This window comes from Nostoc sp. CHAB 5836 (assembly GCF_020829445.1).
GTDB lineage: Bacteria > Cyanobacteriota > Cyanobacteriia > Cyanobacteriales > Nostocaceae > Nostoc.
Genome location: NZ_JAIVFV010000042.1, coordinates 1 through 25,388 on the forward strand (window position 1 = coordinate 1; position 25,388 = coordinate 25,388).

The following is a 25,388-nucleotide window of genomic DNA, read 5'->3' on the forward strand; positions in this document are numbered from 1 at the left end:
AGCTATACATCCAGCTTAATAATAGTAATTCCTATTTAGCTCTAGTAAATTCTCCTAATAAATAGTTCTTATGTACTAAATATATCCGTCTCCTTGGGGTGTGACAGTTGTGGGTGCGGAATGTGGGTTACTAATGACCAATGACAAAGGACAAATGACAGCCTTAGCCAGTTAACTTTAATTGCGCCAACCTACTTACTCGGTCTGCTAGTTTAGACATGAACATTTCACCTCAGACTGTAGCTGCGTTGCAAGGGGAAGGATGGGATATTATTCGAGTCTCTTAGTACAACATTTCATTAATTCGTAGCGAATTGTCTTTGCGTTCCTTTGCGCTTCCCTTTGCGCCCCTTTGCGTTTAAATTTCAACCCTCAATTGGCCACGATTTTACGCAAAGCTGTACTTAGGACTTTTCAAACACCCTCTTAGCACAACCTAAACTTAAGTTGATTGTGACCTAATCATCCATACTAAAATACCTAAGATTTGCTCTACTGGGCTAATTAAGTATTCAGTTAAATCAATAGTTATAGTGCTATCCTCTAACTTTAGGAACGTCCACAAGTTACCACTAGTAACACTACCATAGATAGTGGTAATAGGTTTTTCGTATTTAACATTAAACCTTTGGGCGGCGATCATTTCTGCGATACACTGCCCCAAACCACCTTTAAGATTTTCTTTTTTGGCTTCCACAATCACCACGGCTGGCGCTTCAATAAATAACTGTTCTGGCGAAAGGCTAATCAGAAAGTCGCAAAATCCTGCCAGTCCAACATCTGGTTCAACATTAAATTCTTCTCCAGAAAAAAAACTGATTTGTCTGTTGAGAATTTTACGGACTTCAAACAATATTGGGCTGATAATCAATTCTGATCTAGCTTTCTCAGAACCCATTGCAATTGCTAGCTGGATACTTTCTGCTAAAAATTCAGCCAATAGGGGACTAGGTGAAATTGGTTGTATAGTAGGTAAAAATCTCCCACCTTCTACTAAGGTGAGATTAAAGTCTTGTTTGACTTTTCTTAAAGAAAACTCTCTATAGGACATTAAGTGTCTCCTAGTGCATCCCCTCTCCTTTTCGGAGAGGGGCTGGGGGTGAGGTTACGCCGGATAAATCCGCAATCTTCTATTTGGTTCTTCGCCAAAACTATGCGACTTGAGGCGATAATGTTCTACCAACTCATGTTGCATTTTGCGGACTTGGGGAGAACGCGGCAATAACTCCACTGGCTGTCCTTTAGGAATGACAATTTGCTCAACAGCAAGTCTCGCTTCTTCCAAGGCATCCATCTCATCATCGCTACCATTGTGCAAAAACAGTTGCAATTCTAGGTCATCGGCCATTTCCGGATCGTCCATGTTCAGCAACCGCCGCAAACCACGGGTAATTTGGGGTATGGTGCTGGACTTAATCATGTGGATGGGTACATGACGGGCTTTGGCCATTTGACGTAATTTGGCGTGGTTTTTGACGTGCGATCGCAGTGCTAAAATTGCATCAGCACTATCTATATCTTTTGTCAAGACCACGGGCAAAGTTAATACACTAATTACCTGTTCTAGTTGGTGGCGGCTAACGCCATAGGGGTAAATGTGCAATGGCAAATCTTCACCATTGGGGCCGGGCTGTCTGGTAGCAGCATCGAAATCAATGCTCTCAGAATAATTGAAGGATTCATCCAGCAAACGGTCAAATTCACTGCGTCCAGTTACCCGCTCTACTGGCAATTGCGGCAGTGCTACCATTTGCCCAGATGAACGCCAGCCATTAGACGGTCGCGCCGGTGGAAAAGATTCTTCCACTGTCGCTAGCTGTCCACTGCGACCGTTGACAACAGCTAACTGGCGTGTAACACCGATTTTGCCCTGGTCATCAACGGTTCTCGTTTGTGGAGTAGGCTGACGCCCCCGCAGCAGATTATCTACGGTGTCAGCAACACTTTCGTGTACTGTCCAGCGTTGGCGTTCCAACATTTCCACAGCAATTTCAAAGGTAGGTGGGGCTTTACGCTCCAAAACAGTCTTTTGACTGCCCCGCCGTCTGGCTTCGTCGTCTCCCAGTGTCACAGCTTGGATACCCCCAACTAAATCAGCCAGGGTGGGGTTTTTAATCAGGTTTTCAATCTGATTTCCGTGGGCAGTACCTACCAACTGTACACCCCGTTCCGCAATGGTACGAGCCGCTAAAGCTTCCAGTTCCGTGCCAATTTCATCAATGATAATCACCTCTGGCATATGGTTTTCCACTGCCTCAATCATCACTTGATGCTGTTGATTTGGATGAGCCACTTGCATCCGCCGAGCGCGACCAATGGCGGGGTGAGCAACATCACCATCCCCAGCGATTTCGTTGGAGGTGTCAATAATCACCACTCTTTTATGTAGATCATCCGCTAAAACACGGGCAATCTCCCGTAAAGCAGTAGTTTTGCCCACGCCTGGACGTCCCAGCATGAGAATCGATTTACCCGTTTCTACCAAATCGCGGATCATGCCAATAGTTCCGAATATCGCTCGACCGACGCGACAGGTCAAGCCAATAATCTTGCCGGTGCGGTTGCGGATGGCGCTGATCCGATGCAAAGTTTGCTCAATTCCTGCTCGATTATCTCCGCCAAAGATTCCGACTCGTTGAATGCAATCATCTATCTGTTCTTGAGTAACGGGTACTTCGCTCAAATACTCTGCTTGATTAGGAAAGCGAGCCTCTGGGCGACGACCCAAATCCAAGACCACTTCTACTAAACTATCTCGTTTAGGATGACTCTCTAGTACTTGTCGCAGGTCTTGGGGCAAAATATCTAATAACTTTTGGAGATCGTCTGTAATCGTCATGCTTTCTATTAGTGACGGAAACAACGTAAATCAATACTTTCAGTCTTTGCTCTTTCTTAGATGCTCATCCTAATGCTCAAAACATATAGCGATTAGCGCCCGTACTGTGACTTGATCTGGGAAACAAGAGAATGGGCAAGTTCTACAGCTTGCCAAAGTAATACGTCATCTTCTTCTAGGCGAACAGCCGCCTTATCCTTGGTGTTACTTACCTCCTTATTCTCTAACTGTTCGAGAATTGGTGACAGCAGTACACGGGCGTAGCTACCGTAGGCGACGCCGGAAATCGGGGATGAGGGGGGTGAGGAAGTTGTTGCTCCCCCTGCTCCCTCATCCCCCCCTGCTCCCTCATCCCCCCCTGCTTTCTTCAGCAGTCCCATTGCCTTTAACTTAGCAATGGTATAGCTATTAGTGCCGCCTGCTAACTGCACATATCCCGGTAACTTAGCTGCCAAAACTTTTTGCCCTAATTTCACCGCCGCTAAAGTAGTGCCATCGCCAATGTCACCACTCATGGGACGACCATCGGTTTGCCAAATTAAAGCACTCTTGAGTGGAGCAATCAGGTCATGCAATGCTTTTAAATACTCAGTAAATCCCTCGCCATCAGGACAGCTGATTGCTAGTACCTTTAGTTGATCTGCCCACGGTGAAATGACTTGCCATAATTGCTCAAATTCTGCCAAACGCCCGACTTTTGTATGGATTTCTACGGCATCTATCCCCGTTGACATTACCAATGGCGCGATCGCTCCCGGCGTTGACGCAGACGATAATGTATCAATTATACCATAAGGACAAATTGGTATGCAACGACCGCAGCCGTAGCACTTTTCGGATACTACTCCGGAAAAGTCTTCTTTTATACTGTTAAACACAATTGCTTGTGCTGGACAAATCCGTTCACAGGGTCTAGGGCAGTCTGTAGGACATTCAGCAGGATTAAATTGTGCTTTCCGAAAATGGGGGTCTTCTCCATCGTTGAGGCTGACCATCAAAAATGGTGAGTTGCCTTTGTAGTCAAAGCCTCGCTTTTGAGCATCCCTAGCCAGAGATTTAGCTACTCGTAGGGCTGCTTGCGCTGCTGCAATCACTGCTGGATCAGCTGCAACATCTATGCAGTCAGCGCCCGCCAAAGTATAGGCTAAGGTTAAACTTCTGACTGCCGGCAAATGCTGGAAGCTGGCTCCGCAGATCAGCTTGAACCAGTCACCTTGTTTGAGAGATTGTAAAGGGGCGAACAGATCAGTCACATTACTATTATGCGTTTATGCAACTAAAAATAGTAGTCTGTGATCAAGAAAAAGTCCGGATTTTCTGATTTTGGGATTGGGGCACGCAACATGGCAGAGAGAATTTGCTTACAATTTAGGAACTGTCAGCAGTTGAGTGCAAAATTTAAATAAACCCGATCGCATCTTACCGACAATGCAGATTACCCAAAGTCTCCATACAGCGATTCTTGTAACTGACTTAGAACGCTCGGAACATTTTTATGGCAAAGTATTGGGATTATCCAAAATAGATCGTTCCCTAAACTACGCTGGTGCATGGTATCAAGTTGGCAACTATCAAATTCACCTGATAGTCGCAACCACTGTCCCCACCGAAAACCCAAACGAAAAATGGGGACGTAATCCCCACATTGCGTTCTTTGTTGCTGACTTAGACACCGCCAAACAGGAGTTCCTCAATCATAATTATCCCATACAAGCCAGCGCTTCCGGTCGCGCTGCCCTGTTCACTCAAGATCCTGACGGGAATATTATCGAGTTGAGTCAGCAATGACCAATGACCAATGACCAATGACCAATGACCAATGACCAATGACCAATGACAAATGACAAATGAGAATAATTGCCTACTCTTACACCGATCCGCTATTAGAATCTTCTCCCGATCAAGCTGATTGGGGATGGGAGGTGGATGGAGTTTATGAAGATTTGGGCAAGCAAGAGTCTTCTGGACGATCGCAATTACAACAATTATTCACAGATTGTCAAACTGAAAGAGCAGATTATCTCCTGATTCGGCGGTTAGAAGAATTGGGGGATACTGTAGAGGAAATTAGCGATCGCTTAAATCAACTCGAAGTCATGGGAATAGCAGTAATCGCCACTGAACAGCCCTACACTTCGGAAAATTACCCTCTGGGCGCTAACTTGTTGAATTTGCTACACGCAATCCAACGGCAACAACGTAGTCGTCGTATTCGTCAAGGACACGCCCGTAATCGTCTCGATGTTGCACCGCCACCTGGCAAAGTTCCCTACGGCTATCGCAGAGGTAAGGGAAAATATACCATTGACCGCAGTACTTCACCAGTAGTCAAAGATTTTTTTGAACACTTTTTACTTTATGGTTCCCTGCGGGGTTCAGTGCGTTACTTGGCGAAAAAATACGGCAAGAAAATCTCTGTCACTACAGGAAGACGCTGGCTAACTAATCCAGTCTATCGCGGCAATACAGCTTACCAAAATGGTGAAATTATTTCCAATACCCATATTGCGATCATTTCTAAGGAAGAAGCAGCTCAAATTGACCGACTTTTACGCCGTAACAGCCGTTTACCATCCCGAACTGCTAGTGCGCCCCGTTCTCTAGCTGGGTTGGTTGTCTGTGCTGAGTGTCAGTTACATCTGACAGTTACTCGTGTCACCCAACGCAACCAAGATCAGGAGTATCTTTATTTACGTTCTACTAGCTGTCCCCAACGCCCCAAGTGTAAGGCTATTCCCTACCAAGAGGTGTTGGAACATACAATTGAAACAGTTTGCCGTGATTTACCCTTAGCTGTAGCGGGGATGAATTTTCCCCAATTGGATGCAATCAAGAATAGTTTAGGGCAAGCGATCGCTCGTCAGCAAGAAATACTCGCTCAGTTACCCGCTTTAATTGAAACTGGAATTTTAGATGCCGAAACAGCAAAGTTAAGGGCTTACAAACTCCGCACAGAAATTTCTGCACTCGAAGCAAAGTGGGCGACTCTTCCCCCAGTTAACTTGCGTTCTGTTGCACAAGCCGTTTCCATACCACAATTTTGGTTAGATTTGTCGGAAACAGAGCGCCGATTTTACTTTCGAGAATTTATCAAGCAAATTGAGGTTATTTTTCCGAATAAAGAATTAAAACTACAAGTTATTTTTATTTTTTAAGTTAAAAGGGCGGTTACAAACCAATACTGCTCCAATACACTTGGGTTAAGCATTTCCTCCTTCTCTCTTCTCTCTGTGTTCTCTGCGCCTCTGTGGTTCGTAAAAAAAAAAGAGTTTCAGCCCTTTTGTGAACCCTATTGCCCCTTAAGAAGATTTGTCGGTTGAGTTGAAGGTAGTGAAACCCAACAAAGAGAAAGAAAATGTTGGGTTTGGTTTGTAAAACACTATTTTTGAGACGGTTGATCCTTAGTATAGGCAACAGGTTTTGGCCCTGCATTCCGCACATTAATAACTTTATTGAGGATATCAAACCAAAAAGGCGCACCCATTGCAATCGCTAAACCACTCACTATCCAACCGCAAATTAATTTAAAAACCTGCCAACTTCTGATTAATAAAACGTTTCCACTATTCGGCTCAAACTGTTGATTGAGGTTTTGCCATCCAATGGGTACAGAAGCATTTACTAATAGGTTTTCAATTTCCCTTCTGGCTTCTGGGTCTTTGATATAATCGACTCGTTGACTTGCACTTTGAGCAATCGTAGAGCGGATAACCGAATCCTGCGACAGCCTTTTGACCAGATGAAATGTATCAGTATTGGTTAATATGGCAATTGATATTCCAATTAAAATAGCAACTCCTTTGGCATTACGCTTATACACACCACTAGCTCGATCCATAGAACGATCAAACCATGTTTCGACTTCATTTTTAAACTGATTCATTTCTTCTGTGAGTCCGCCAATCTTTATCCTGCTCCGTTGGGCAATCACAGCAAGACTCTTGATTAAATTATCAGGAACATCATCAGGTAAATCTTTTAACTCTTCATTAACAAATTTTATAAAACTTTCGTCCATCTCTCCATAAATTTCTTTAATTTTTTGGTAGCTATCACTATTTTCGTTAATACCTTGTTTAAGTTGTTTGTAAGATTCTAATATCATCTGCAAGTTGGTTTTAGATTCTTCGCTAGGATGCTTTACATAATTAATTAACTGGGGAATTTTTAAGGTATCTAACAAAGTAATTGCAAATGTTTCCGAAGGAAGATAGGAAGGGCCGCTTTGTTTGTTTTCTCCTAGCCCTTTTTTGTCAAGGCTTTTACTAATTTCCCGAAACTGCTTTTCTACTTTATCCTTAGCTTGTTGATTCAACGTATTAATCAAAGGATCGTTATAAAGCATCTCCACCAATTTTGCCGCCTTAGTAACATCTGATTCCTCAGTTTCGCTACCACCTGCTAAAAGTAATTCAAGTGATTTTTTTAAATGTTTAACTCTCCATTGTAAAAAGGTGGCAATCAATTCCTGAATTTCCGAAGCTAGTAAGCTCAAAATCAAGTAAATAAAAACTAAACCTAGAGTAATATCGACAACTACAGGTAAGTTCATTGACAGGCTCCCATTATTTTATAGCTGCTTATTTTTGTAATTAAGTGCTGTTAGCGAATTGTATAACATCAGGGCTATTTAATTCTAGACAGAAACCACCCGGAACTGAAGTTCCTGGCTCATGGCTAAAGTCCGTTTTAACGGACTATAACCCAATACGCTTGGCTTTGTGGATAATTGTAGGTTGGGTTGAACTTTAGTGTTACCCAACAAACCCCGCTCTTGGGTTGGGTTTCGTTCCTCAAACGCCACGTGCTTCAAGTCTCTTAACCGCAAGGGCGCAGTGGCTCCCCAACCTACGCAATACAAGGTTTTTGACGCTAACCCAAGCGTATTGGACTATAACCCAATACGGTTCACAAAAGGACTGAAACTCTTTTTTTTTTACGAACCACAGAGGCGCAGAGAACACAGAGAGAAGAGAGAAAGAGAAGGAGGAAATGCTTAATCCAAGCGTATTAGACTATAACCTTTTCTCAGTAGTCTTTAGACTACTTTCGCTATTAGACTCAGAATTCATTCTGAGCCGGGCTAGATGAGAATGAAATAGCCCTGGCATAACATAGACATTAAAATAATTCGTAATTCGTAAATTTTGTTTTGTGTTATACCAATTCTTCATGAAGATGCACTAAATTTTTTAATGACGAACCGCCAAGAACGCCAAGGAAGAAAGGGATAATCATTAAGTGCAAGTTTATAGAGAATTGGTATTAGCGAGTCTGCGAACGCGCAGAACGTCTCGTAGAGAGCGTACGGGGATTTAGACCCCGACCGAAAACGTTCTGCCCTTCAAAGGCTAGGAATTAAACTCCTAAACTTTGTTAAAATTAAATTCTGAAGATTACTATCTTCTCAGCACCCTATTGAAACCCTGTAACAATTATTTCCTGATTTTCGGAAGTTAGCCAACTTACAACTAAGTAGATAAAAATTAAACTCCGTGTCACATTAGAAATAAAATACAAGTTCATTTACGGACTCCTAAACAGGTAATAAATAATTTATTGAATGTATTGTTTTATCAGTTATATGCTTAAATGTTCTTTAATTAACTAAGATAAATTTTTCAAAAAATAGCGCTAATTAGAGAAAGTTGAGTTAATCTTGGAAACTAGCAATTGTTAAGAATATACGTTGCTACTGGGTGGCAACATTGGAGATTCGCTAGATGTCTCTATGTAATCAAACCAGCAAGTAAAATGATTACCAGAGAATATGCAAGAAGGAAGCTTTATTTGGAGTCATTTGGAAAAACAGCATCGCACGGTTGGTAGATGGATTGATTGGGTATGGCTAATAGTGTTGCTGTTGGCAGCAGTGTTACTGTTTAGCATCAATCTAGGAGGATTACCACTGCGAGATTGGGATGAAGGTACTGTGGCACAGGTTGCTCGTGAAATTTGGCACGCACCAGCAGGTTCAATGCATTGGCTTTACCCAACGCTAGGAGGCCAAGCATATCATGACAAGCCGCCTTTGATGCATTTGCTAATTGCTTGGGCTTATTCTTTAGGAGGCGAAAATGAGTTGACAACGCGTCTACCTGGAGCAATTTTAACAGCGACATCTGTACCTTTACTGTATTGCATTGCTCGAGAGATATTTCGCCAGCGTTGGGCAGCGATTTACAGCGCCTTGATTTACCTGACAATGCTACCTGTGGTGCGTCATGGGCGGTTAGCAATGTTGGATGGGGCGATAGTAAGTTTTTTAATGGTGATGATGTTGTGCGTGTTGCGATCGCGCCGAGATTTACGTTATTGCCTTGGTGTTGGTGTTAGCTTTGGGTTAATTTGTCTGACTCAAGGACTGCTAGGCCTATTGCTAGGTGCGATCGCCATCGTATTTCTGTTTTGGGATACGCCACGACTACTCACCTGTTACTATCTCTGGATCGCAATCTTAATTGGTATTCTGCCTGTCGCTGGTTGGTATAGTGCCCAACTAATTCACTATGGTTACACTTTCGCCCAATTTGGGCTTGTAAACCCATCACTAGGTCGAATTGACTCTGTTGCCCTGGCGAATTCTCAACCACCTTGGTATTATCTGATTGAACTTCTCAAGTACACATGGCCGTGGTTATTATTCTTACCACAAACTGTCCGCTTAACCTGGGAAAATCACAACCTTAGCTGGGCAAAACTAGTAATAGTGTGGAGTGGTGTTTACCTGCTGGTAATTTCCTTGATGATTACCAAAGTTCCCTGGTATTTATTCCCGATTTACCCGAGTTTAGCCTTAGCTTTTGGTATCCAGTTATCAGAAACGGAAAATTCGCCTTTACTCTCATCCTATCCCCGTGCTTGGGTTGCTGGTTTGGCAATACTTGCTATAGTCGCTTCTGCTGGTAGCATTTATTTCAGTTTGGGTACAACACCGAAAACAGACTTACAACTGATTTTTGCCGCAGTAGCTTTAACTATGACCTTAGCAGCTATTTTGGCAGAACGAGGCGACGGGCAATTTCTGAAGATTTTGTTTTGGGGAAGTTATATTTCGCTACTGCTGTTAATGAAATCTAACTACTGGGTTTGGGAATTATCTGAAGCCTATCCAGTTAAACCAGTCGCCGCCATGATCGTGCGGGCAAATCCAGCTACGAGGAAGATTTACACATCTTTTCCCTACCATCGTCCCTCGTTGGATTATTATAGCGATCGCACCATCATTCCCGCTTCTGTTGGTGAACTCCAATATTATTGGCACTACAACGGCCAACCCTACTTTCTACTTCATGCATCTGCTTTCAACAATCTTCAACTACAGTCGATGAAGCTAGTTGACCAAGCTGAAGGTTGGAAGTTAGTCACAAAAGATACTAATCGATTGTAAATTTGGGCATTGGGCACTTGTACTGAGCGACTTGTGGCAAGCGTTGTCGAGGTAAGTCGAAGTATTGGGCATCTCCAGAAATTAATTATTCGTTGCCTGAAACCCCTGTAGAGACTTAGCACTGCTAGACCTCTACAAGGGTTTCACTCCTATTTCTATTGAGGACTACGTACCCTTGATTTTCTCCCCTTCCCTTGTAGGGAAGGGGCTGGGGGTTAGGTCTCATAATTGTGGTTCATTTACCTGAAAATCGCTGTAATGTATGACCAGAGGGCTGCTGCCTCTTGTTAAGAAAGAGGAGGCGGAGCCTCAGAGAATCGGTTCCCAACCTGGAGGTTGGGAACCAGTCAGGGCAACGGCTGTATCTTAACTTAGTGCCATTCGGCTTTAAGTTGCGTAGTCCTCAATACAGTTCAGTTAAGCATTTCTTTCTTCTCTTTGCGTCCTTGGCGTCCTTCTCCCAAGGGGAGACGCACTCGCGTTTGCGGTTCGTTAAAAAACTGACTTTTACTGAGAGTCTTAGCCTTAACCCAAGCGTATTGGCATAGTCCTGACAATTCAGGTCATCTGGAAAACCTCTCTTCTTTATCTCTATTACGAACTTGTGTCGAGCGAACGCGAAGAGCGTCTCTAAGAGTTGTCGAGGTATTGCGAATTGGTTTAATCTCGTCCTATGCTCAGTGTTTCTATACTTTGTTACCTCTAAAGACGGCAAACACCACTCTGACGTTACGGTTCACCCTAATTACTGAAAGTATTAATTCTCATACATTAGACAGAGTGAAGGCAAATTAGTCCATGAACCAACTAAAAACACAATTTAGTTAGTTTAACCGTCCCCAGCAAGGTTCGGGAAACCACTCTTCATGGACTGGCTACCACTAAGCTTCAGTATATATATCAGCATAATCTGGAGTTTTAGCCCCAGAAAAGCCAAATCAAAGGTATTGATGCTGAACTGGCTGATTTATTGACCCTGTTGGTTCAAAATTTAGTCCTTTATATTCTCATTCATTCATTTGTAGTTATACGGAGCCAGCACCTAAAATGGCAAAAGTAGTTGGAATTGACTTAGGAACAACGAACTCCTGCGTGGCAGTGATGGAAGGTGGTAAACCCACAGTAATTGCTAATGCTGAAGGTTTTCGGACAACGCCATCAGTAGTCGCATTTGCGAAAAATGGCGACAACTTGGTTGGCCAAATCGCCAAACGCCAAGCGGTGATGAACCCCGAAAATACGTTTTACTCAGTCAAACGCTTTATCGGACGCCGCTACGACGAAGTGAGTAACGAAGCTACGGAAGTTTCTTACAAAGTCCTCAGCAGCAACGGCAATGTCAAATTAGATTGTCCCATAGCTGGTAAACCGTTTGCTCCTGAAGAAATTTCTGCAAAAGTTCTTCGCAAACTAGTTGAAGACGCTAGCAAATACCTGGGCGAAACTGTCACCCAAGCTGTAATCACTGTTCCTGCATACTTCAACGATTCCCAGCGACAAGCGACAAAAGACGCTGGAAAAATTGCCGGCATTGAAGTTCTGCGGATTATCAACGAGCCTACTGCTGCTTCTTTGGCATACGGATTTGATAAGAAGAGTAACGAAACCATTCTCGTATTTGACCTTGGTGGTGGTACTTTCGACGTATCCGTGCTGGAAGTAGGAGATGGAGTTTTTGAAGTACTAGCCACATCTGGTGATACCCACCTTGGTGGTGACGACTTCGATAAAAAAATAGTTGACTTCTTAGCTGAGAAGTTCAAAAAAGCCGAAGGTATTGACCTCCGGAAAGACAAACAAGCCTTACAACGTCTGACTGAAGCCGCAGAAAAAGCCAAAATTGAGCTTTCTAGCGTCTCCCAAGCAGAAATTAACCTACCATTTATCACAGCAACCCAGGATGGGCCGAAACACCTGGATACAACTCTAACTCGCGCTCAGTTTGAAGAACTTTGCTCTGACTTAATCGACCGTTGTCGTATTCCTGTAGAAAACGCCCTCCGGGATGCCAAGTTAAGCAAAGGTGATATTGACGAAGTGGTGCTAGTTGGTGGTTCTACCCGCATTCCTGCTGTACAGCAGATTGTCAAGCAGGTATTGGGTAAAGACCCTAACCAAAGTGTTAACCCTGATGAAGTCGTAGCAGTTGGTGCAGCCATTCAAGCCGGGGTACTGGCTGGTGATGTAACTGGTATCTTGCTGTTAGACGTGACACCCCTATCTTTGGGTGTGGAAACATTGGGCGGCGTGATGACCAAAATTATCCCCCGCAATACCACAATTCCCACCAAAAAATCAGAAGTCTTCTCCACTGCTGTGGATGGTCAAACCAACGTAGAAATTCACGTCCTTCAAGGTGAACGCGAATTCTCTAACGATAACAAGAGTTTGGGAACCTTCCGCTTGGATGGTATTCCTCCTGCACCACGCGGCGTTCCTCAAATTGAGGTGGTGTTCGACATTGATGCTAACGGTATCCTTAACGTCACCGCTAAGGACAAAGGCACTGGTAAAGAACAGTCTATCAGCATAACTGGCGCTTCCACTCTGGATAAAAATGACGTTGACCGGATGGTAAGAGAAGCTGAACAGAATGCTTCATCTGACAAAGAGCGGCGTGAGAAGATTGAACGCAAGAACCAAGCCGATTCTTTGGCATACCAAGCTGAAAAGCAGTTACAAGAATTGGGCGATAAAGTTCCCGATGCTGACAAGACCAAAGTTGAAGGTTTGGTGAAAGAACTGCGGGAAGCAGTTGCGAAAGAAGATGATGAGCAAATTAAGAAGCTCACCCCAGAATTGCAACAAGCGTTATTCGCCGTTGGTAGCAATATCTATCAACAAGCTGGTGGCGGTGCTGCACCTGGTGCTGAACCTCAAGATGGCGGTTCCACATCTAGCTCTGGTAGCGGCGATGATGTGATTGACGCTGATTTTACAGAGAGCAAATAATTCCCCTACTTCTTTTGGCAAGATTGTTTTGTCCTACCTCATATTACCCACTCAGGCATTTGTCTGGGTGGGGATTTTTTATTAGGAGTTAGGAGTTAGGAGTTGGGAGTTAGGAGTTGGGAGTTGGGAGTTAGGAGTTGGGAGTTGGGAGTTGGGAGTTAGGAGTTAGGAGTTGGGAGTTGGGAGTTCAATACTGCGTAGGTTTTGGCAAAAAAATAAAAAATGTGTAGGTTGGGTTGAGGAACGAAACCCAACATTTTGCTGGGTTTGTTGGGTTTCGCATTGCGCTCAACCCAACCTACAAATCTTTTGAGTTTATTGGAATCACTAAACACTCATTTGGAACCCTGGTAAGCATATCGTAAAAAGCCGGAGTATAACGACCATTTTCATCAACAACTCTACGGAGAGTATACTCACCAGCTCTCGAAAGTCCGCCGAACCAAACGTTGTTTCTGTGCCAAATATCTCCATTGAGAGAATTTTTGTCTTGGGACATTGTAATGTTTACAATTGATGTTGAAATTGGTATTCCTAGCAAAACAGGTATGATTTGAGCTTGCTGCAAAGTTTCATCTTCAAACTTAATTTTGTAATTTACCTGAAACAATTGAGTTAAACGTAGTAATATCCAGCCAGCAATTGAGTTATGAAAAGTCCACTGCAATGGCCCAAAGACTGGCAAAACCAAAGTTCTGTTCTGTGTGTCCCATTCTAAATTATACATAGTGATGCAGGTATCTGGCAGTGGATTACCATCCATAAAAAACACACCTTTAAGGACAGATGGTAAGTTTGTTTGTTTGATTGAAATCATCCAGGTTGCAATATTATTAAGTTGTTTTTTCTCGATTAATTCAGTCATATTAATTCGTAATACCTCGACTTACTTCGACTACGCAGTTCAACTGCGCTCACCGTAAACTCAGTACAAGTCGGCACAAGTTCGTAATATCTCGACTCCCTTCGGCACAAGGAAAGTAATTATGCTCGTACCCCTACGGGCAAGCTACGCGTAGGGTGTTGCAGACAAGACTCGCTAACGTAATTCGTAATTACAGTAGAAATTATGTATTTGAACCATATCTGTCGTAGGAAACATCCTCTAACTCAAAACTCCCGATTTCTGGTATCACAGTCGTTGAGCAAAACCTTGTAGCACTAAATTATTAGGAGTAACGGCAGTCACTTTTTCAAAATCCCATTTGACTTCTGTAATTGAATCCCATTGATAGTTCTTGAACAGATGTAAGCAGAAAATTTTGATAAAGCCAATTGATAAGGATTTACCAGGACAAGCTCGCTCATGCCCTTCGCCGTTCCAAGATAAGATATCTGAAAAATTCCGTGTTAGGTCAAAATCATCTGGATTTTGGTATCTATTGGCATCCCGATTAGCTGTAAGAATAGAGCCAAGCAAGCGAGTACCTTTTTGGAATGGACATTTTTGTTCTCCAATCTCAACTTCACCCGCTTCAGTGGTGAGTTGGCTAACAAATCGCACAGATGGATAGAGACGAGCTGTTTCCAGAATCACTTGATTGAGAAGTGTTGACCGTTCTAGAGCGTCTGGGTCTAAACTTTCCTTGCCATTCCAGATTGCATTCACTTCTGAGACTACATTATTTCTGAGGGTATTATCCAAGCAGAGAACACCAATAACCGATCCCAGAAGCGCACTCGTGCCGGCAGTTCCAGCGATATGAATCATATCGAAAAGGGTATTAGCGATTTGGTGTTCGTTCAACTGGTACTGAGCGCCTGTTTCAAAGTAAGATGCCCATAAAGCCGATTGTTGATATCGCTTGATTAAATGTTGACGATGCCGAATTTTTGGCGCTGTTAATATTGCCAGCAAATATTTGTTAATAAAATTTGGCAACGATGCGAGAACCAAATTATTAATGTAACCACTTGATGCGGTGATTTCTTCTTCAGATAAAGATATCTGAAAAACCAGTTGGTGCAAAATCGACAGAATGATCTTTGGCAAATCGTTACCGATGTGTAATTTGCCTTGTTTAGCAGCTTCTAACAGGCTTTGCTCAACTAGATTTCCTAAAAAGTCTATCTTTTGAGACGGTTCCGGTAAGGCTTGTAAGATTACAGTACGTAGTCCTGTGTGTTCGTTGCCGTTGGTTCCCAAGCTCAGAGGATTATCGAGGAGGTAGCTAGGAGCTAATATTCTAATGATGCCTAAATCATTTCCTCGCAGTTGTGGTTGGGTTTGCATTAGTTCCCTCACTTGGGAGTGAGAGGAATGCATAATTGCTTGGTCTACTGCAAAATACTTGTCTCCAATATTGTCCTTACGGATGTAGAGAAAGTCCCGCCATGCGTTAAGGATGATTGATGCATCCATGTAATAAACAATCAAGCGTAGAAACTTGCCGATCGCAGTGTCATAACCTACTTTGGCTAGTATAGGTGCAAGCCAAAGCTGGCGATCGTGACCTTTGAGAACTTTATCTTTAAGTGTCATAATATTTACTGTCATTGGTCATTGGTCATTGGTCATTGGTCATTGGTCATTTGTCATTTGTCATTGGTTATGAATTCTTCTCCCTCACTCCCCCAATTCAGATATTGATGCTCTGAGGGATTTTAGAAGGAAGCAGATAATCGTAGGTTGGACGGTGCAAATTACGCTGCTTGATCGTCTCTTCTACCTGCTGAAGATTACTCTGGAATACTTGTAACAATGATTTTACTTTCTGGTCTGTAAAGTATCCTTGCTGATAGTCGCCCAGCTTGTTATAGTATACAGACCCCAACAAGCTGAGTAGGTTGTACTGCCGTTGCGCCTGATCTAGGGGTGGGAGCAAATTCAGGTAGTCTTGCTCAGTAACTTCTCTTTTGAGAGTTGAGGCTGGTAAATAACCTGCCATTGGAATAGCTGCGGCGTAGCTCATAAAATCTTTTTGCGGAAAGTTAACCGCAGCGTGTTGAGCGCTAGCAGTGAAAATAATCAGCGTAATGGCATCAATGAGGTAATTGAGCGTTTTGATGCTCCCATCTTCGCCAAAATCGGCGATGCGACCACCATCGTAAGCTGAGATTTCGGCTGTCCACCCTTGCAGGGCTGTGTCTTTCTGAATGTCTTCATCCGTGGTGTAATAAAGATTCAGGTAGTCACAAACCCATTGATGAATGGCATCCCATACTAATAGTGCATCATCCCGGTAAGGATAAACAGGTAAGAGGTTAGGATCATCCACACCACGCTGTTGGAATTGTTTGGGTAAGATGGCACTGTTGAAACCATAGCTTTGTAATCCTAGCACTGTTAAAACGCGAGAGTTATCGATTGATGCTGAGAGTAATCTATCGACGCCACCGCCAGGAGCAATGAGAATGCGTTGGGCGGCATCGTTAATTGCTAAGGTACTATCAAAATGCGGGCGCAGCAGAATTCTGAGGGGATGGGTGAGTGGTAGTTGTCGATAGGTTGCGATCGCAAAAACACCAACAAACAGGTGAGTTCTTGCTAGGTGGGTAACAGGTTCGTGGAAGTTAGCGTCTGCTATTTGGACAACTGTTTTGGCAAAAAGCCAAGAGTATTTACCGGAGTTAGGGGTAATGATGGGATAATCTGGGCCAGGGGTCTGACCGCATTGAATGGCGATCGGACGCAATAGACGGGTGGGGTCTGAGCCTTTGGGTAAGGTAAACAGTGCTAGGGGAGCATAGAGGTATTTTTGCTCATGTGGGAATGTACCGTTGATTGCACCGTCTAAAATTTTATAGTCTGCTAAGTAGAGCCTTCCTTCAAGTCCTGCGGCTGCTAATGAATCGTCACTTCCCATCACTGCTTGGTAATGTTCGTCTGTGACTGGGAAGCGATCGCCTGGAGTCGTTACTCGCTCGATCATTACGGGATTGTAGCCAGCTACTCTCATGTAAGCAAATACTTGATCTTCCTGGTAAGTTTTGGCGATCGCTGGTACACCAATCACCGGAAATAAATTTTCGTAGTCTTTAAGACTGGTTGCGTGTCCTGTGGGCTGTCCTTCATATAAAAGGGTAATTATCCGATTTAGAGCATTTCTGAGGATCACAAGTCCGTTTTCTTTTAGAATAGAAAAGAAAAGATCGTCGAGTTCTCTAACATCCTTAGATATTCCTTTGAGCAGAAACTGAGGGATAATTTGCAGGATTCTGGCCAGGATGGTGATTCGGACTGGTACTGCTCCTTTAAGCAAGGCTTCTAAAATAAACCTTTGCACATCATCACGAATCGATTTAGAACCCTGATTGCCTCTGTTGACAATCAAGGTATTCACAAAAACAACTCGTAACTGGTGGGCTAATAAAAAATACCAGTTAGTGGTGAACTCTTCCACAGCAGAAAGCTGATCCACCATAGCAATAGGTGGAATATGGGTGTAGTTATATTGATACTCTTGCCTAGCTATATCTAGGCTATTAGTGGTTGATGAACTTATGGAATTATCTGGTGATGAAGCAGCCATTGGCTTTACTTACGTATAGTATAAAGAACTTTAGCAGTTTAGGATAAACAGCTTTGAGTTAGCTAAACGTATTATCGCAATCAAGTTTAAAATTCTAATTTTTCTCAAAGAAATTTTATGGAATTTCTCGGCTCCTGAAGGATGCATTGAACCTTTAGAAAGCTTATTATGCCAAAAAGTCTATAAAGGTGAGGAGATATCTCAACGCTTACAAATTTCTGAGTAAGTAGAGCGACGCAAATAAAGCTAACTAGCTAAGGCTGTCATTTGTCATTTGTCCTTCGTCATTTATAAGGATTTAAGGTGTATTTACGTTTCGCAATATAGTTTGGTTTATTTTTGCCGACTTACTTATCTAAAAGGCGCTAGCCTCTCACGAGTGGGAGAAGCAAAGACGCTGGCTGTAGCTTGCTTCCCCGAAGGGTTACAAGTCTCTTAATCCGCCCAACACACTGGCTTCTGTGCGTCTTCTGTGGTTCGTTTGACTTTCCCTTTAGACATCTGGTGAAATTAAATACGCATTATCCAGAACACTTGTAGAGACGTAGCACTGCTACGTCTCTTTTTTGGAGATGTCTACTAAAGCCCAAATGCGAGTTAATAACCAAGATTTTAATCGAGTGTGTAGTATACTGAAGTACAACTCATGATCTACCCCTTTTTGACTTTAACCGAAAAGTATTGGGTTGGGAAACTAGATTGCGATCGCCTGCATTCAATCCTTATAATCCAATACGGTTCACAAAAGGGCTGAAACTCTTTTTTTACGAACCACAGAGGCGCAGAGAACACAGAGAGAAGGAGAAGGAGGAAATGCTTAACCCAAGTGTATTGCCTTATAATCCCCAGAAAGTTGCGGGGCTTGTTTATGGCAGTAAAATATGTCTGCTGAAATAGCCCATCACCTCGCCGGGATTGAGAGTTGGTAGCACTAGCATCGCCATTGCTCAATGGTAAAAAAGAGCGATCGCTATGAGTGTAGAGAGAAAGTACCAAGAGTATTGTGGTATACTTTATGTAAAAATAATAATTATTTTTAATTCTTCACTTCTGGTGTTAGGCTAACTTGAACAATGTTATTGTTGTTACTACCTTTAGAACACCGACGGCGACGTTTATTAACGCAGATCGACATTGCCCAAAAGATTATCGCTCAGAAAGCGGATTATGTCCTCGCCCTCAAACTTATAACTCATAATGTATTTTCCCGGTAAAAGTAAAAATAAATTTCAAACCGGAGTTAAATGGTTAGTTTGGTCTGCGATTCTAACTTTGGTGGGTACTGGTAGTTGGTTGCTCTATGTCAAAAATTTCAATAAACCAACTGAACCCGTAGTACTGCCTACGATCAGCGTAGACTCTGATAACGTAGAAACTACAATCAATGAGAGTGGCGTCTTAGAATTGGGAAATCAAAAAATCCTCAAGTCTCCGGGAGATGTTGCGATCGAGAAAGTGTTAATCAAACTGGGCGATCGCGTTAAGTCTGGTCAGCAATTAGTGATTTTCCGCAACCCAGGAGGACAAAAAAATCTTACTGACTCCGATTTCCAAATTCGCAAACAGGAACTCATCGTACTACGCAGTCGGCAGAAGGTTGTGGAAGCGCAAAACAAGCTCGCCGTAGCCGAAAAAGAACTGCGGGAGCCTGCAATCCAAAAACAGCTAGAAATTCAAGAACAGCAGCTAAACTTAGCGCGTAGCGCCGATCGAGTTGTCGATGCAAAACAAAAGCAAGCTTCGGCTGTTAAAGAACTTCAGGATGTGGAAGTTTTAGCAGCAAAAGGCTTTATTTCGACCAATGAACTCGAACAGCAACAAGAAAAAGTCCGTGAAACAAGGTCTAATGTGAAAGAGGCTGAATTAGCAATCACTAGCGAAACGCTTAAACTCCAGCGTCTGAATTTTGAATTAAAGCGCCAAGCTGAAGAGCAACAGAAGTTCATGGATGCACAGTCAGAGTTGCGAGAGGCTTCCTCAACACTCAAGACTGAAAGCGAGGAACTCCGACGCCTACAAATAGAGAGAGAAAATCTTCAGAAGGAAGTGCAACAAAATATCGTCACCGCACCCTTCTCAGGTAAAGTCCTTGACTTAAAAATCCAGGATGGGGATGGTGTAAAATCTGGTGATGCGTTACTTATGTTGGGCGATCCGACGCAAGAAATTGTGAAGCTGGAGCTAGTGAGTCTAGATGCTACCAAAGCCAAAGTCAACCAACGAGTGCGGATCAAAGTGCTTGGCCCCAATACTCAAGAATTTACCGGACGAGTCACTAAGTTATATCCCCTAGCTGTTGGTTCTGATAGCGGTGGAAGTTTTAGTTCATCAGGTTCAGCTAAAGTCCCTGCAACCATCAAGTTAGACAAACCCAGTGGTACTTTAATCCCTGGTAGTCAAGTCAGCGTCGAAATCATCGTACAGCAACGCCAGAAGGTAATAGCTGTCAACATAGAAGCAATTCAACGCTCCGAACCAGAGCCTTTTGTCTGGGTACGGGACAACCAAGGCTTAGTTCAAAAACGAAAAGTCACCCTTGGACTAGAGGGGCCAACCAAGGTAGAAATAAAATCTGGCTTAAAACTAGGTGAAAAAATCATCCTTCCTACACCTGAAATTGAGCTTCAACCAGGAATGCAAGTGACAAAAATTCCAGCAGTCCTCAATCATGAACCCTTACAGGTTTCCTTTGAGGTTGGGAAAAAAAAAGACGCATTGATCATAGAATATCCCGATTTTTTTATTTCTTGACCAATTATTCCTTGATAGTACAAGCCCCTAAATTGATTTATGGATAGATAAATTTTCAACTTTGCTTGGTTCAAGCCGCAGGATTTATCCTGGGGCATTAATTGCGAATTGCGAATTGCGAATTGTCTTGACTCCCCATCTGCCCATTCTGCTTATGAGCCTTTCTCCCCTAGACCTGATCATCCTCACCAGTAACTCACTACGTAGTAATGTACTGCGTTCTTTCCTCACCACCCTTGGCGTGTTCATGGGTGTGGCGGCGGTGAATGCGACGCTACAGGTGGGTAGCATTAGTCGGGCGATGATTGCCAAACAGTTGTCAGAAACAGAAGCGCCTCAAATCCTGATTTTTGTCATGGGAGAACAAATCAGGGAGCCAAACTTAGAAGACATCCAATTCTTGCGCCAACGACTTAAAAATTTGCAAGGAGTTAGTGGTTCTAGTTATGTGCCTTCTCAACAAGTTTCATTTGACGGTCGAGAAGCCCAGCCTAATGTGCAGGCTGTTACCAAAGATTACTTGCTGACTTCAGGCCGAAAACTTAAAGCAGGTCGCGGCTTCTCAACTGCTGATTTTGACAACTACCGATCCGTCGCGGTGATTGATGAATTATTATCACAGCAACTTTTTCAAGGTCAAAATCCTATAGGTAAGCTGATTTTTACTAAAACAAGACCCTGTTTGGTTGTGGGAGTTATGGAGAGCAAATCACTACTTGGTGGCGAGAAACCTACAGGTGCTTTACTAATGCCTATGTCAACTTACAGCGCAATGACCGGCAGGGAAACCATTAACTCAATCTCAATGCGTCCGCGAAACGTCGAAGACATGAAAAACCTCAAAGAGCAAGCAGAAAAAATACTCAAGCAACGCTTTCCAGGCGGGGAAGTCTACACTACAAGCAACGTGGAGGCAATTTTTCAGCAAAAAGAAACTTTGGATATGGCAACGCAGGCGCTAACTGTTGTGGGGGTAATTGCGCTACTAATTGGCGGTGTGGGTATTGCCAATATTACCATAGCTGCCATCATTGAGCGAACCTCAGAAATTGGTTTAAGACGAGCGATCGGTGCAACTAAAATTAACATTTTGTCGCAATTTATCTTGGAAGCAGCAATTTTAAGTCTGGTGGGCGGAATTGCCGCTATTATCACAGTATATAGCTTGACATTGGTGGTTGTTGATGCATTTGAATTGCCTTATGAATTTGAGAGCCAAACTGCTGCATTATCATTGGGTGCGGCTTTGCTGGTAGGCGTAGGTGCTTGTTTTCTCCCTGCTTTACGCGCTAGTGAACTCGATCCAGTTAAAGCATTGCGTGAGGCGTAAAGAATGAGCAAAATTACAAGGAAAGCAATTCACAATTAGTAATTAGCAATCCGAAATGGTATTAATATGCATCAGCAACCTCAAGAAAATTCTCAATCCTCAAACCGTTGGTCTTTTATTTCTGTTTGGTTTTACCATCTTAATTGGGTAGGTGTTATTGCGACAACTTTAGGTGTTGTGGCAGTGTTTATTCCTGCCGTTCGGACACAATTAATTGTCAAACCTAAGCAAAAATTTGCAACAAAAAATAATCAAATTCAACTTCAGCAGCCACTAAAATTGCTGCCTATCATTGAAACAAAAAATAATATTAGCCAAAGCCAGCAACCTCAAACCCCTAAAGAAAACGCCATCCCCTTTGCTGAAGAAGTCATACCATTTAATCAAATATTTGCCCCTGTTAATTTTTTGAACAACCAAGGGGAGTTATCCAAAATACCTCCACCAAAAACGTCTTTACCACCACTTACCAATTCCCAATCTCTGATTCCGAAACCCTACAGCCAACCGCAAGTAGCGCCAGCTTTTCCAGAGCCAATTTTACTATTAGCTCAGAACAATTCCTTCAATCTAGCTCAACAGCAGTCAGCATCTCAGAATCAGACAGACAATCAAATAATCAATCAAACTAATCCTCGGATAAATCCACCGATTAATCAACAGATAAATCCACCGATTAATCAAACACCAAATACCCAAGAAATTGGCATAAAACTTGCTGATATTGTTGTCTTGGTTTTGGCGAATAACAGAACAATTAAAAATGCCTATCTTGATAGAATTATTCAAAGAAAAGACTTGCAAGTTGTAGAAAATAAATTTGCACCTAACTTCACACCAAGCTTGTCATTTAGGATCGATCAACTTGGTGCTGATGGAATAACATCAGGTAATCCCGGACTCGATCTAGATACACAAGTTTCTGTAAAAATTCCCACAGGTGCAGACGTTAGTTTGGGATGGACAAACAATAATCGATTGTCAAATCTTAATGACAATGGCTCCACACAAAATTTAAGCTTAGGTTTTAGGCAACCTTTATTAAGGGGAGCCGGCACTCAAATCAACAAAGCTGATATTAAAACTGCTCGACTAAATGAACAAATTAATATTATTGCGTTAAAATCGACATTAAGTGAAACGATTACGAGTGGTATCCTAGCATACCGCGAATTACTTCAGGCACAAGAAAGACTGAAAATTCAGCAACTGGCACTAAAAAATGCTGAAGAATCATTAGAAATTACCCAAGCTTTAATCAACGCAGGTAGAGAAGCACCGATCGCTATTATCCAAAACCAGGCATCTGTAGCTAATCAGCAAGTTAGTCTGTTAGCCGCTCAAAATCAGCTTGAGTCGAGAAAATTAGCTCTTTTGCAAATTCTTGATATTGATAATAATACCAAGATATTTGCAGCCGAACTTCCGACGATAAAACCGACAAATCTGGAATTTAATAACCTCAAGGAAATAGCATTAAAAAATCAACCTAATTATTTGCAATCACAGCTAAACCTGGAAAGAAGTAAAATTGAAGTGTTGCTGGCAGATAATGATAAACGCTGGGATTTAAATTTGAATGTCAGCTTAAATAATGCTACTAATATATCAACTGATGTTAGAACCGGAATCAGCTTAAGTCGGACATTTGGCGATTTAAGTCGAGAACAAAGACCGGAGCGATCGCGCATTGATTTACGCAAAGCAGAAATATCTTTAGAAGATTCACGGTCAAGTTTAGAACTGGAATTAACGGACAGAATTAGAGATGTTAATCTGAGTTTTTCTCAAGTTCAACTAGCTCGACAAGCCACGAAATTATCTGAAAGACAACTTGATATTGAGCAGCAAAAACAGAAATTGGGCAGAGGTTCAGGAATATTCCAGATTATTCAACAGCAAACTGCTTTAGTAGAAGCAAGAAATGCTGAACTCGATGCAACTATTAACTATCTCAATAGTTTGACCAACCTGGACTTATTACTTGGCACGACATTAAACACTTGGCAAGTAACCATCCAAAACTAATCATTTGTAATAACTTAACCAAGCAGTATTTACCACAGGTGGGTATTACAACGCCCGCCCTGCAAGTCTGGCTTTGCAGTTGCAAAAGGTGTTAATATCAGGTTAGCAGCCCGCCTAGTGAGAGTCAATACCTGCTATTGATTACTCCCCAATACTGCGTAGGTTTTTAATATTTGTAGGTTGGGTTGAGCTTTGCGTTACCCAACAAACCTCGCTCTTCGGTTGGGTTTCGTTCCTCAAACGCCACGTGCTACCCTGCGGGAACGCTAAAAGCGAACAAGTCTCTTAACCGCAAGGGCACAGTGGCTCCCCAACCTACACATTTTTTATTTTTTTGCCAAAACCTACGCAGCCAGGGTCAAAAAACTGCTGGAGTCGATAGCGTAAGTAGTTTTACATCAACCAAAGCCCAACTCTCAAGAGCTAAAAAACATGATCAACACACGTTTCCACAAAGTTGCCTCTGTAACTCTCGCTTCTGTTGTTGCTTTCTCTAGTTCGACGTTTGCAAGTACATCTAATATTAAAGCAATAAACCATGCAATACATTTGGGTAACTCCGATACCAAGATCCTTGTTGCCCAACAAAGATGTCCTCTAAAGGATAATCCAGCCTTCTCTCAATGGCTAGGCTTTGTGGAAACTGCATTGCAGAATGCTTATGCTGCTGCTAATTCAGCAGCTATTGCTGGGAACGGGAAAAACGCTTTAGCTAAGTCAATTGCTGATGCCAAATCTTTTCTGAGGAATGCTATTGCTACTTGTGATTCAACTGCGCTAAGTGACATAAAGGCAATTGCTCTTTCGCTAACTACAGCAGAAGCAGCCCTTAATAATGCGTTGGCTATAGCGAAGTCAGATGCTATTAGTGGGTCTGGCAAACCAGCTATTGTTAATTTACTAGCCAGTGTAAAAATAGCTGTCAGCAATGGCATATCTTATATCCCTACACCAAAGTTATAGACCAATACGCTTGGGTTAAGGCTAAAACTCTTTGTTAAAGTCAATTTTTTTAACGTAGACGCTTCGGCTTGCCGCAGGCTACCGCAAACGCGAGTGCGTCTCCCCCTGGGAGAAGGACGCTAAGGGCGCAAAGAGAAGGAAGAAATGCTTAACCCAAGCGTATTGAGTTATAGACCACAATCGGGTAAGTTACGAGTTTTTCTCTTGGGGACTTCCAAAAAATAAATTATCCAAAATTATTTGTATATTTGTAGGAGCGCAAGTCCCATTGGTGTCAACTTAAGTCATCAAGCTCATTCCACAGTCATTTTACCCCACCCCTCAATCCCCTCCCCGCAAGCGAGGAGGGGAAGTTTTGGCTTTAGACAAAACTGGGGTGGGGTGACGCGGATAGTTATGTAAGCGAGTGGACTTAATATCACTTGATTACAGGGGTTTCACGTTAAGTTGACAGTCAACTTAACGTGAAACTGGCGGTTAGAAATCGCGTCTACACAAACTCTCACCCACCGACCTGGGTTTCAAAACCTTGATTTGACCTTAGTACAGATGCAGCGTAAAATCGTGGCCAATTGAGGGTTGAAATTTAAACGCATAGGCGCAACTCTTAGAGACGCACTCGCGTTCGCCTTCCCGCAGGGTAGGGGCGCAAAGGGAAGCGCA

The 25,388-nt window shown here is 42.8% G+C and carries 15 protein-coding genes; 8 read left to right on the forward strand and 7 right to left on the reverse strand.

Annotated features, from left to right (window positions below; translation table 11 throughout):
* Positions 1-442: 442 nt before the first annotated feature.
* The 3 genes from LC605_RS11005 to ldpA all read right to left on the reverse strand — a co-directional run bounded on the left by LC605_RS11005 (position 443) and on the right by ldpA (position 4,092).
* Positions 443-1,051, reverse strand: coding sequence for a hypothetical protein (locus tag LC605_RS11005; protein WP_229547588.1), 609 nt, complete (start codon positions 1,049-1,051; stop codon positions 443-445).
* 54 nt (positions 1,052-1,105) lie between these two features.
* Positions 1,106-2,839, reverse strand: a complete 1,734-nt coding sequence (locus tag LC605_RS11010; RefSeq protein WP_229547589.1) for a R3H domain-containing nucleic acid-binding protein — start codon at positions 2,837-2,839, stop codon at positions 1,106-1,108.
* A gap of 92 nt (positions 2,840-2,931) precedes the next feature.
* On the reverse strand, positions 2,932-4,092 hold the full coding sequence (gene ldpA, locus LC605_RS11015; protein WP_229547590.1) for a circadian clock protein LdpA: 1,161 nt from the start codon (positions 4,090-4,092) through the stop codon (positions 2,932-2,934).
* A gap of 175 nt (positions 4,093-4,267) precedes the next feature.
* Between ldpA and LC605_RS11020 the strand changes: the two genes are divergently transcribed.
* On the forward strand, positions 4,268-4,627 hold the full coding sequence (locus tag LC605_RS11020; RefSeq protein WP_229547613.1) for a VOC family protein: 360 nt from the start codon (positions 4,268-4,270) through the stop codon (positions 4,625-4,627).
* A 59-nt stretch (positions 4,628-4,686) separates the two neighbouring features.
* A complete protein-coding gene (locus tag LC605_RS11025; RefSeq protein ID WP_229547591.1) occupies positions 4,687-5,994 on the forward strand; it encodes a recombinase family protein in 1,308 nt (435 codons plus the stop codon).
* 224 nt (positions 5,995-6,218) lie between these two features.
* On the opposite strand, the gene LC605_RS11030 is transcribed toward LC605_RS11025, so the two are convergent.
* Entirely contained in the window at positions 6,219-7,391 is a 1,173-nt protein-coding gene (locus LC605_RS11030) for a hypothetical protein (protein ID WP_229547592.1), read from the reverse strand.
* Positions 7,392-8,609: 1,218 nt separating this feature from the next.
* On the opposite strand from LC605_RS11030, the gene LC605_RS11035 reads away from it, so the two are divergent.
* Together LC605_RS11035 and dnaK are read left to right on the forward strand one after the other, a co-directional pair.
* On the forward strand, positions 8,610-10,229 hold the full coding sequence (locus tag LC605_RS11035; protein ID WP_229547593.1) for a glycosyltransferase family 39 protein: 1,620 nt from the start codon (positions 8,610-8,612) through the stop codon (positions 10,227-10,229).
* Positions 10,230-11,276: 1,047 nt separating this feature from the next.
* A complete protein-coding gene (gene dnaK, locus LC605_RS11040) occupies positions 11,277-13,181 on the forward strand; it encodes a molecular chaperone DnaK (protein WP_229547594.1) in 1,905 nt (634 codons plus the stop codon).
* A gap of 298 nt (positions 13,182-13,479) precedes the next feature.
* Here the strand turns inward: dnaK and LC605_RS11045 are convergent, their stop codons facing one another.
* The 3 genes from LC605_RS11045 to LC605_RS11055 form a co-directional block, all read right to left on the reverse strand.
* Complete coding sequence (locus LC605_RS11045; RefSeq protein WP_229547595.1) at positions 13,480-14,046, reverse strand: hypothetical protein; 567 nt, start codon at positions 14,044-14,046, stop codon at positions 13,480-13,482.
* Between the two features lie 267 nt (positions 14,047-14,313).
* Complete coding sequence (locus LC605_RS11050; RefSeq protein ID WP_229547596.1) at positions 14,314-15,663, reverse strand: cytochrome P450; 1,350 nt, start codon at positions 15,661-15,663, stop codon at positions 14,314-14,316.
* A gap of 97 nt (positions 15,664-15,760) precedes the next feature.
* Entirely contained in the window at positions 15,761-17,653 is a 1,893-nt protein-coding gene (locus tag LC605_RS11055; RefSeq protein ID WP_229547597.1) for a lipoxygenase family protein, read from the reverse strand.
* A gap of 1,197 nt (positions 17,654-18,850) precedes the next feature.
* On the opposite strand from LC605_RS11055, the gene LC605_RS11060 reads away from it, so the two are divergent.
* The 4 genes from LC605_RS11060 to LC605_RS11075 all read left to right on the forward strand — a co-directional run bounded on the left by LC605_RS11060 (position 18,851) and on the right by LC605_RS11075 (position 24,725).
* On the forward strand, positions 18,851-20,404 hold the full coding sequence (locus tag LC605_RS11060; protein ID WP_229547598.1) for an efflux RND transporter periplasmic adaptor subunit: 1,554 nt from the start codon (positions 18,851-18,853) through the stop codon (positions 20,402-20,404).
* A gap of 154 nt (positions 20,405-20,558) precedes the next feature.
* Positions 20,559-21,734 carry an ABC transporter permease gene (locus tag LC605_RS11065; protein ID WP_229547599.1) on the forward strand — a complete coding sequence of 392 codons (1,176 nt, stop codon included), beginning with the start codon at positions 20,559-20,561 and terminating at the stop codon, positions 21,732-21,734.
* Between the two features lie 66 nt (positions 21,735-21,800).
* Positions 21,801-23,762, forward strand: coding sequence for a TolC family protein (locus LC605_RS11070; RefSeq protein ID WP_229547600.1), 1,962 nt, complete (start codon positions 21,801-21,803; stop codon positions 23,760-23,762).
* Between the two features lie 432 nt (positions 23,763-24,194).
* Positions 24,195-24,725, forward strand: a complete 531-nt coding sequence (locus LC605_RS11075) for a hypothetical protein (RefSeq protein WP_229547601.1) — start codon at positions 24,195-24,197, stop codon at positions 24,723-24,725.
* Positions 24,726-25,388: the final 663 nt, after the last annotated feature.

Coding starts and splice junctions, on each gene's coding strand:
- LC605_RS11020 (WP_229547613.1), top strand. CDS start 4,268: ATGCAGATTACCCAAAGTCTCCATACAGCGATTCTTGTAACTGACTTA.
- dnaK (WP_229547594.1), top strand. CDS start 11,277: ATGGCAAAAGTAGTTGGAATTGACTTAGGAACAACGAACTCCTGCGTG.
- LC605_RS11075 (WP_229547601.1), top strand. CDS start 24,195: ATGATCAACACACGTTTCCACAAAGTTGCCTCTGTAACTCTCGCTTCT.
- LC605_RS11030 (WP_229547592.1), bottom strand. CDS start 7,391: ATGAACTTACCTGTAGTTGTCGATATTACTCTAGGTTTAGTTTTTATT.
- LC605_RS11005 (WP_229547588.1), bottom strand. CDS start 1,051: ATGTCCTATAGAGAGTTTTCTTTAAGAAAAGTCAAACAAGACTTTAAT.
- LC605_RS11035 (WP_229547593.1), top strand. CDS start 8,610: ATGCAAGAAGGAAGCTTTATTTGGAGTCATTTGGAAAAACAGCATCGC.
- LC605_RS11025 (WP_229547591.1), top strand. CDS start 4,687: ATGAGAATAATTGCCTACTCTTACACCGATCCGCTATTAGAATCTTCT.
- LC605_RS11065 (WP_229547599.1), top strand. CDS start 20,559: ATGAGCCTTTCTCCCCTAGACCTGATCATCCTCACCAGTAACTCACTA.
- LC605_RS11060 (WP_229547598.1), top strand. CDS start 18,851: ATGTATTTTCCCGGTAAAAGTAAAAATAAATTTCAAACCGGAGTTAAA.
- LC605_RS11045 (WP_229547595.1), bottom strand. CDS start 14,046: ATGACTGAATTAATCGAGAAAAAACAACTTAATAATATTGCAACCTGG.
- LC605_RS11070 (WP_229547600.1), top strand. CDS start 21,801: ATGCATCAGCAACCTCAAGAAAATTCTCAATCCTCAAACCGTTGGTCT.
- LC605_RS11010 (WP_229547589.1), bottom strand. CDS start 2,839: ATGACGATTACAGACGATCTCCAAAAGTTATTAGATATTTTGCCCCAA.
- LC605_RS11055 (WP_229547597.1), bottom strand. CDS start 17,653: ATGGCTGCTTCATCACCAGATAATTCCATAAGTTCATCAACCACTAAT.
- LC605_RS11050 (WP_229547596.1), bottom strand. CDS start 15,663: ATGACACTTAAAGATAAAGTTCTCAAAGGTCACGATCGCCAGCTTTGG.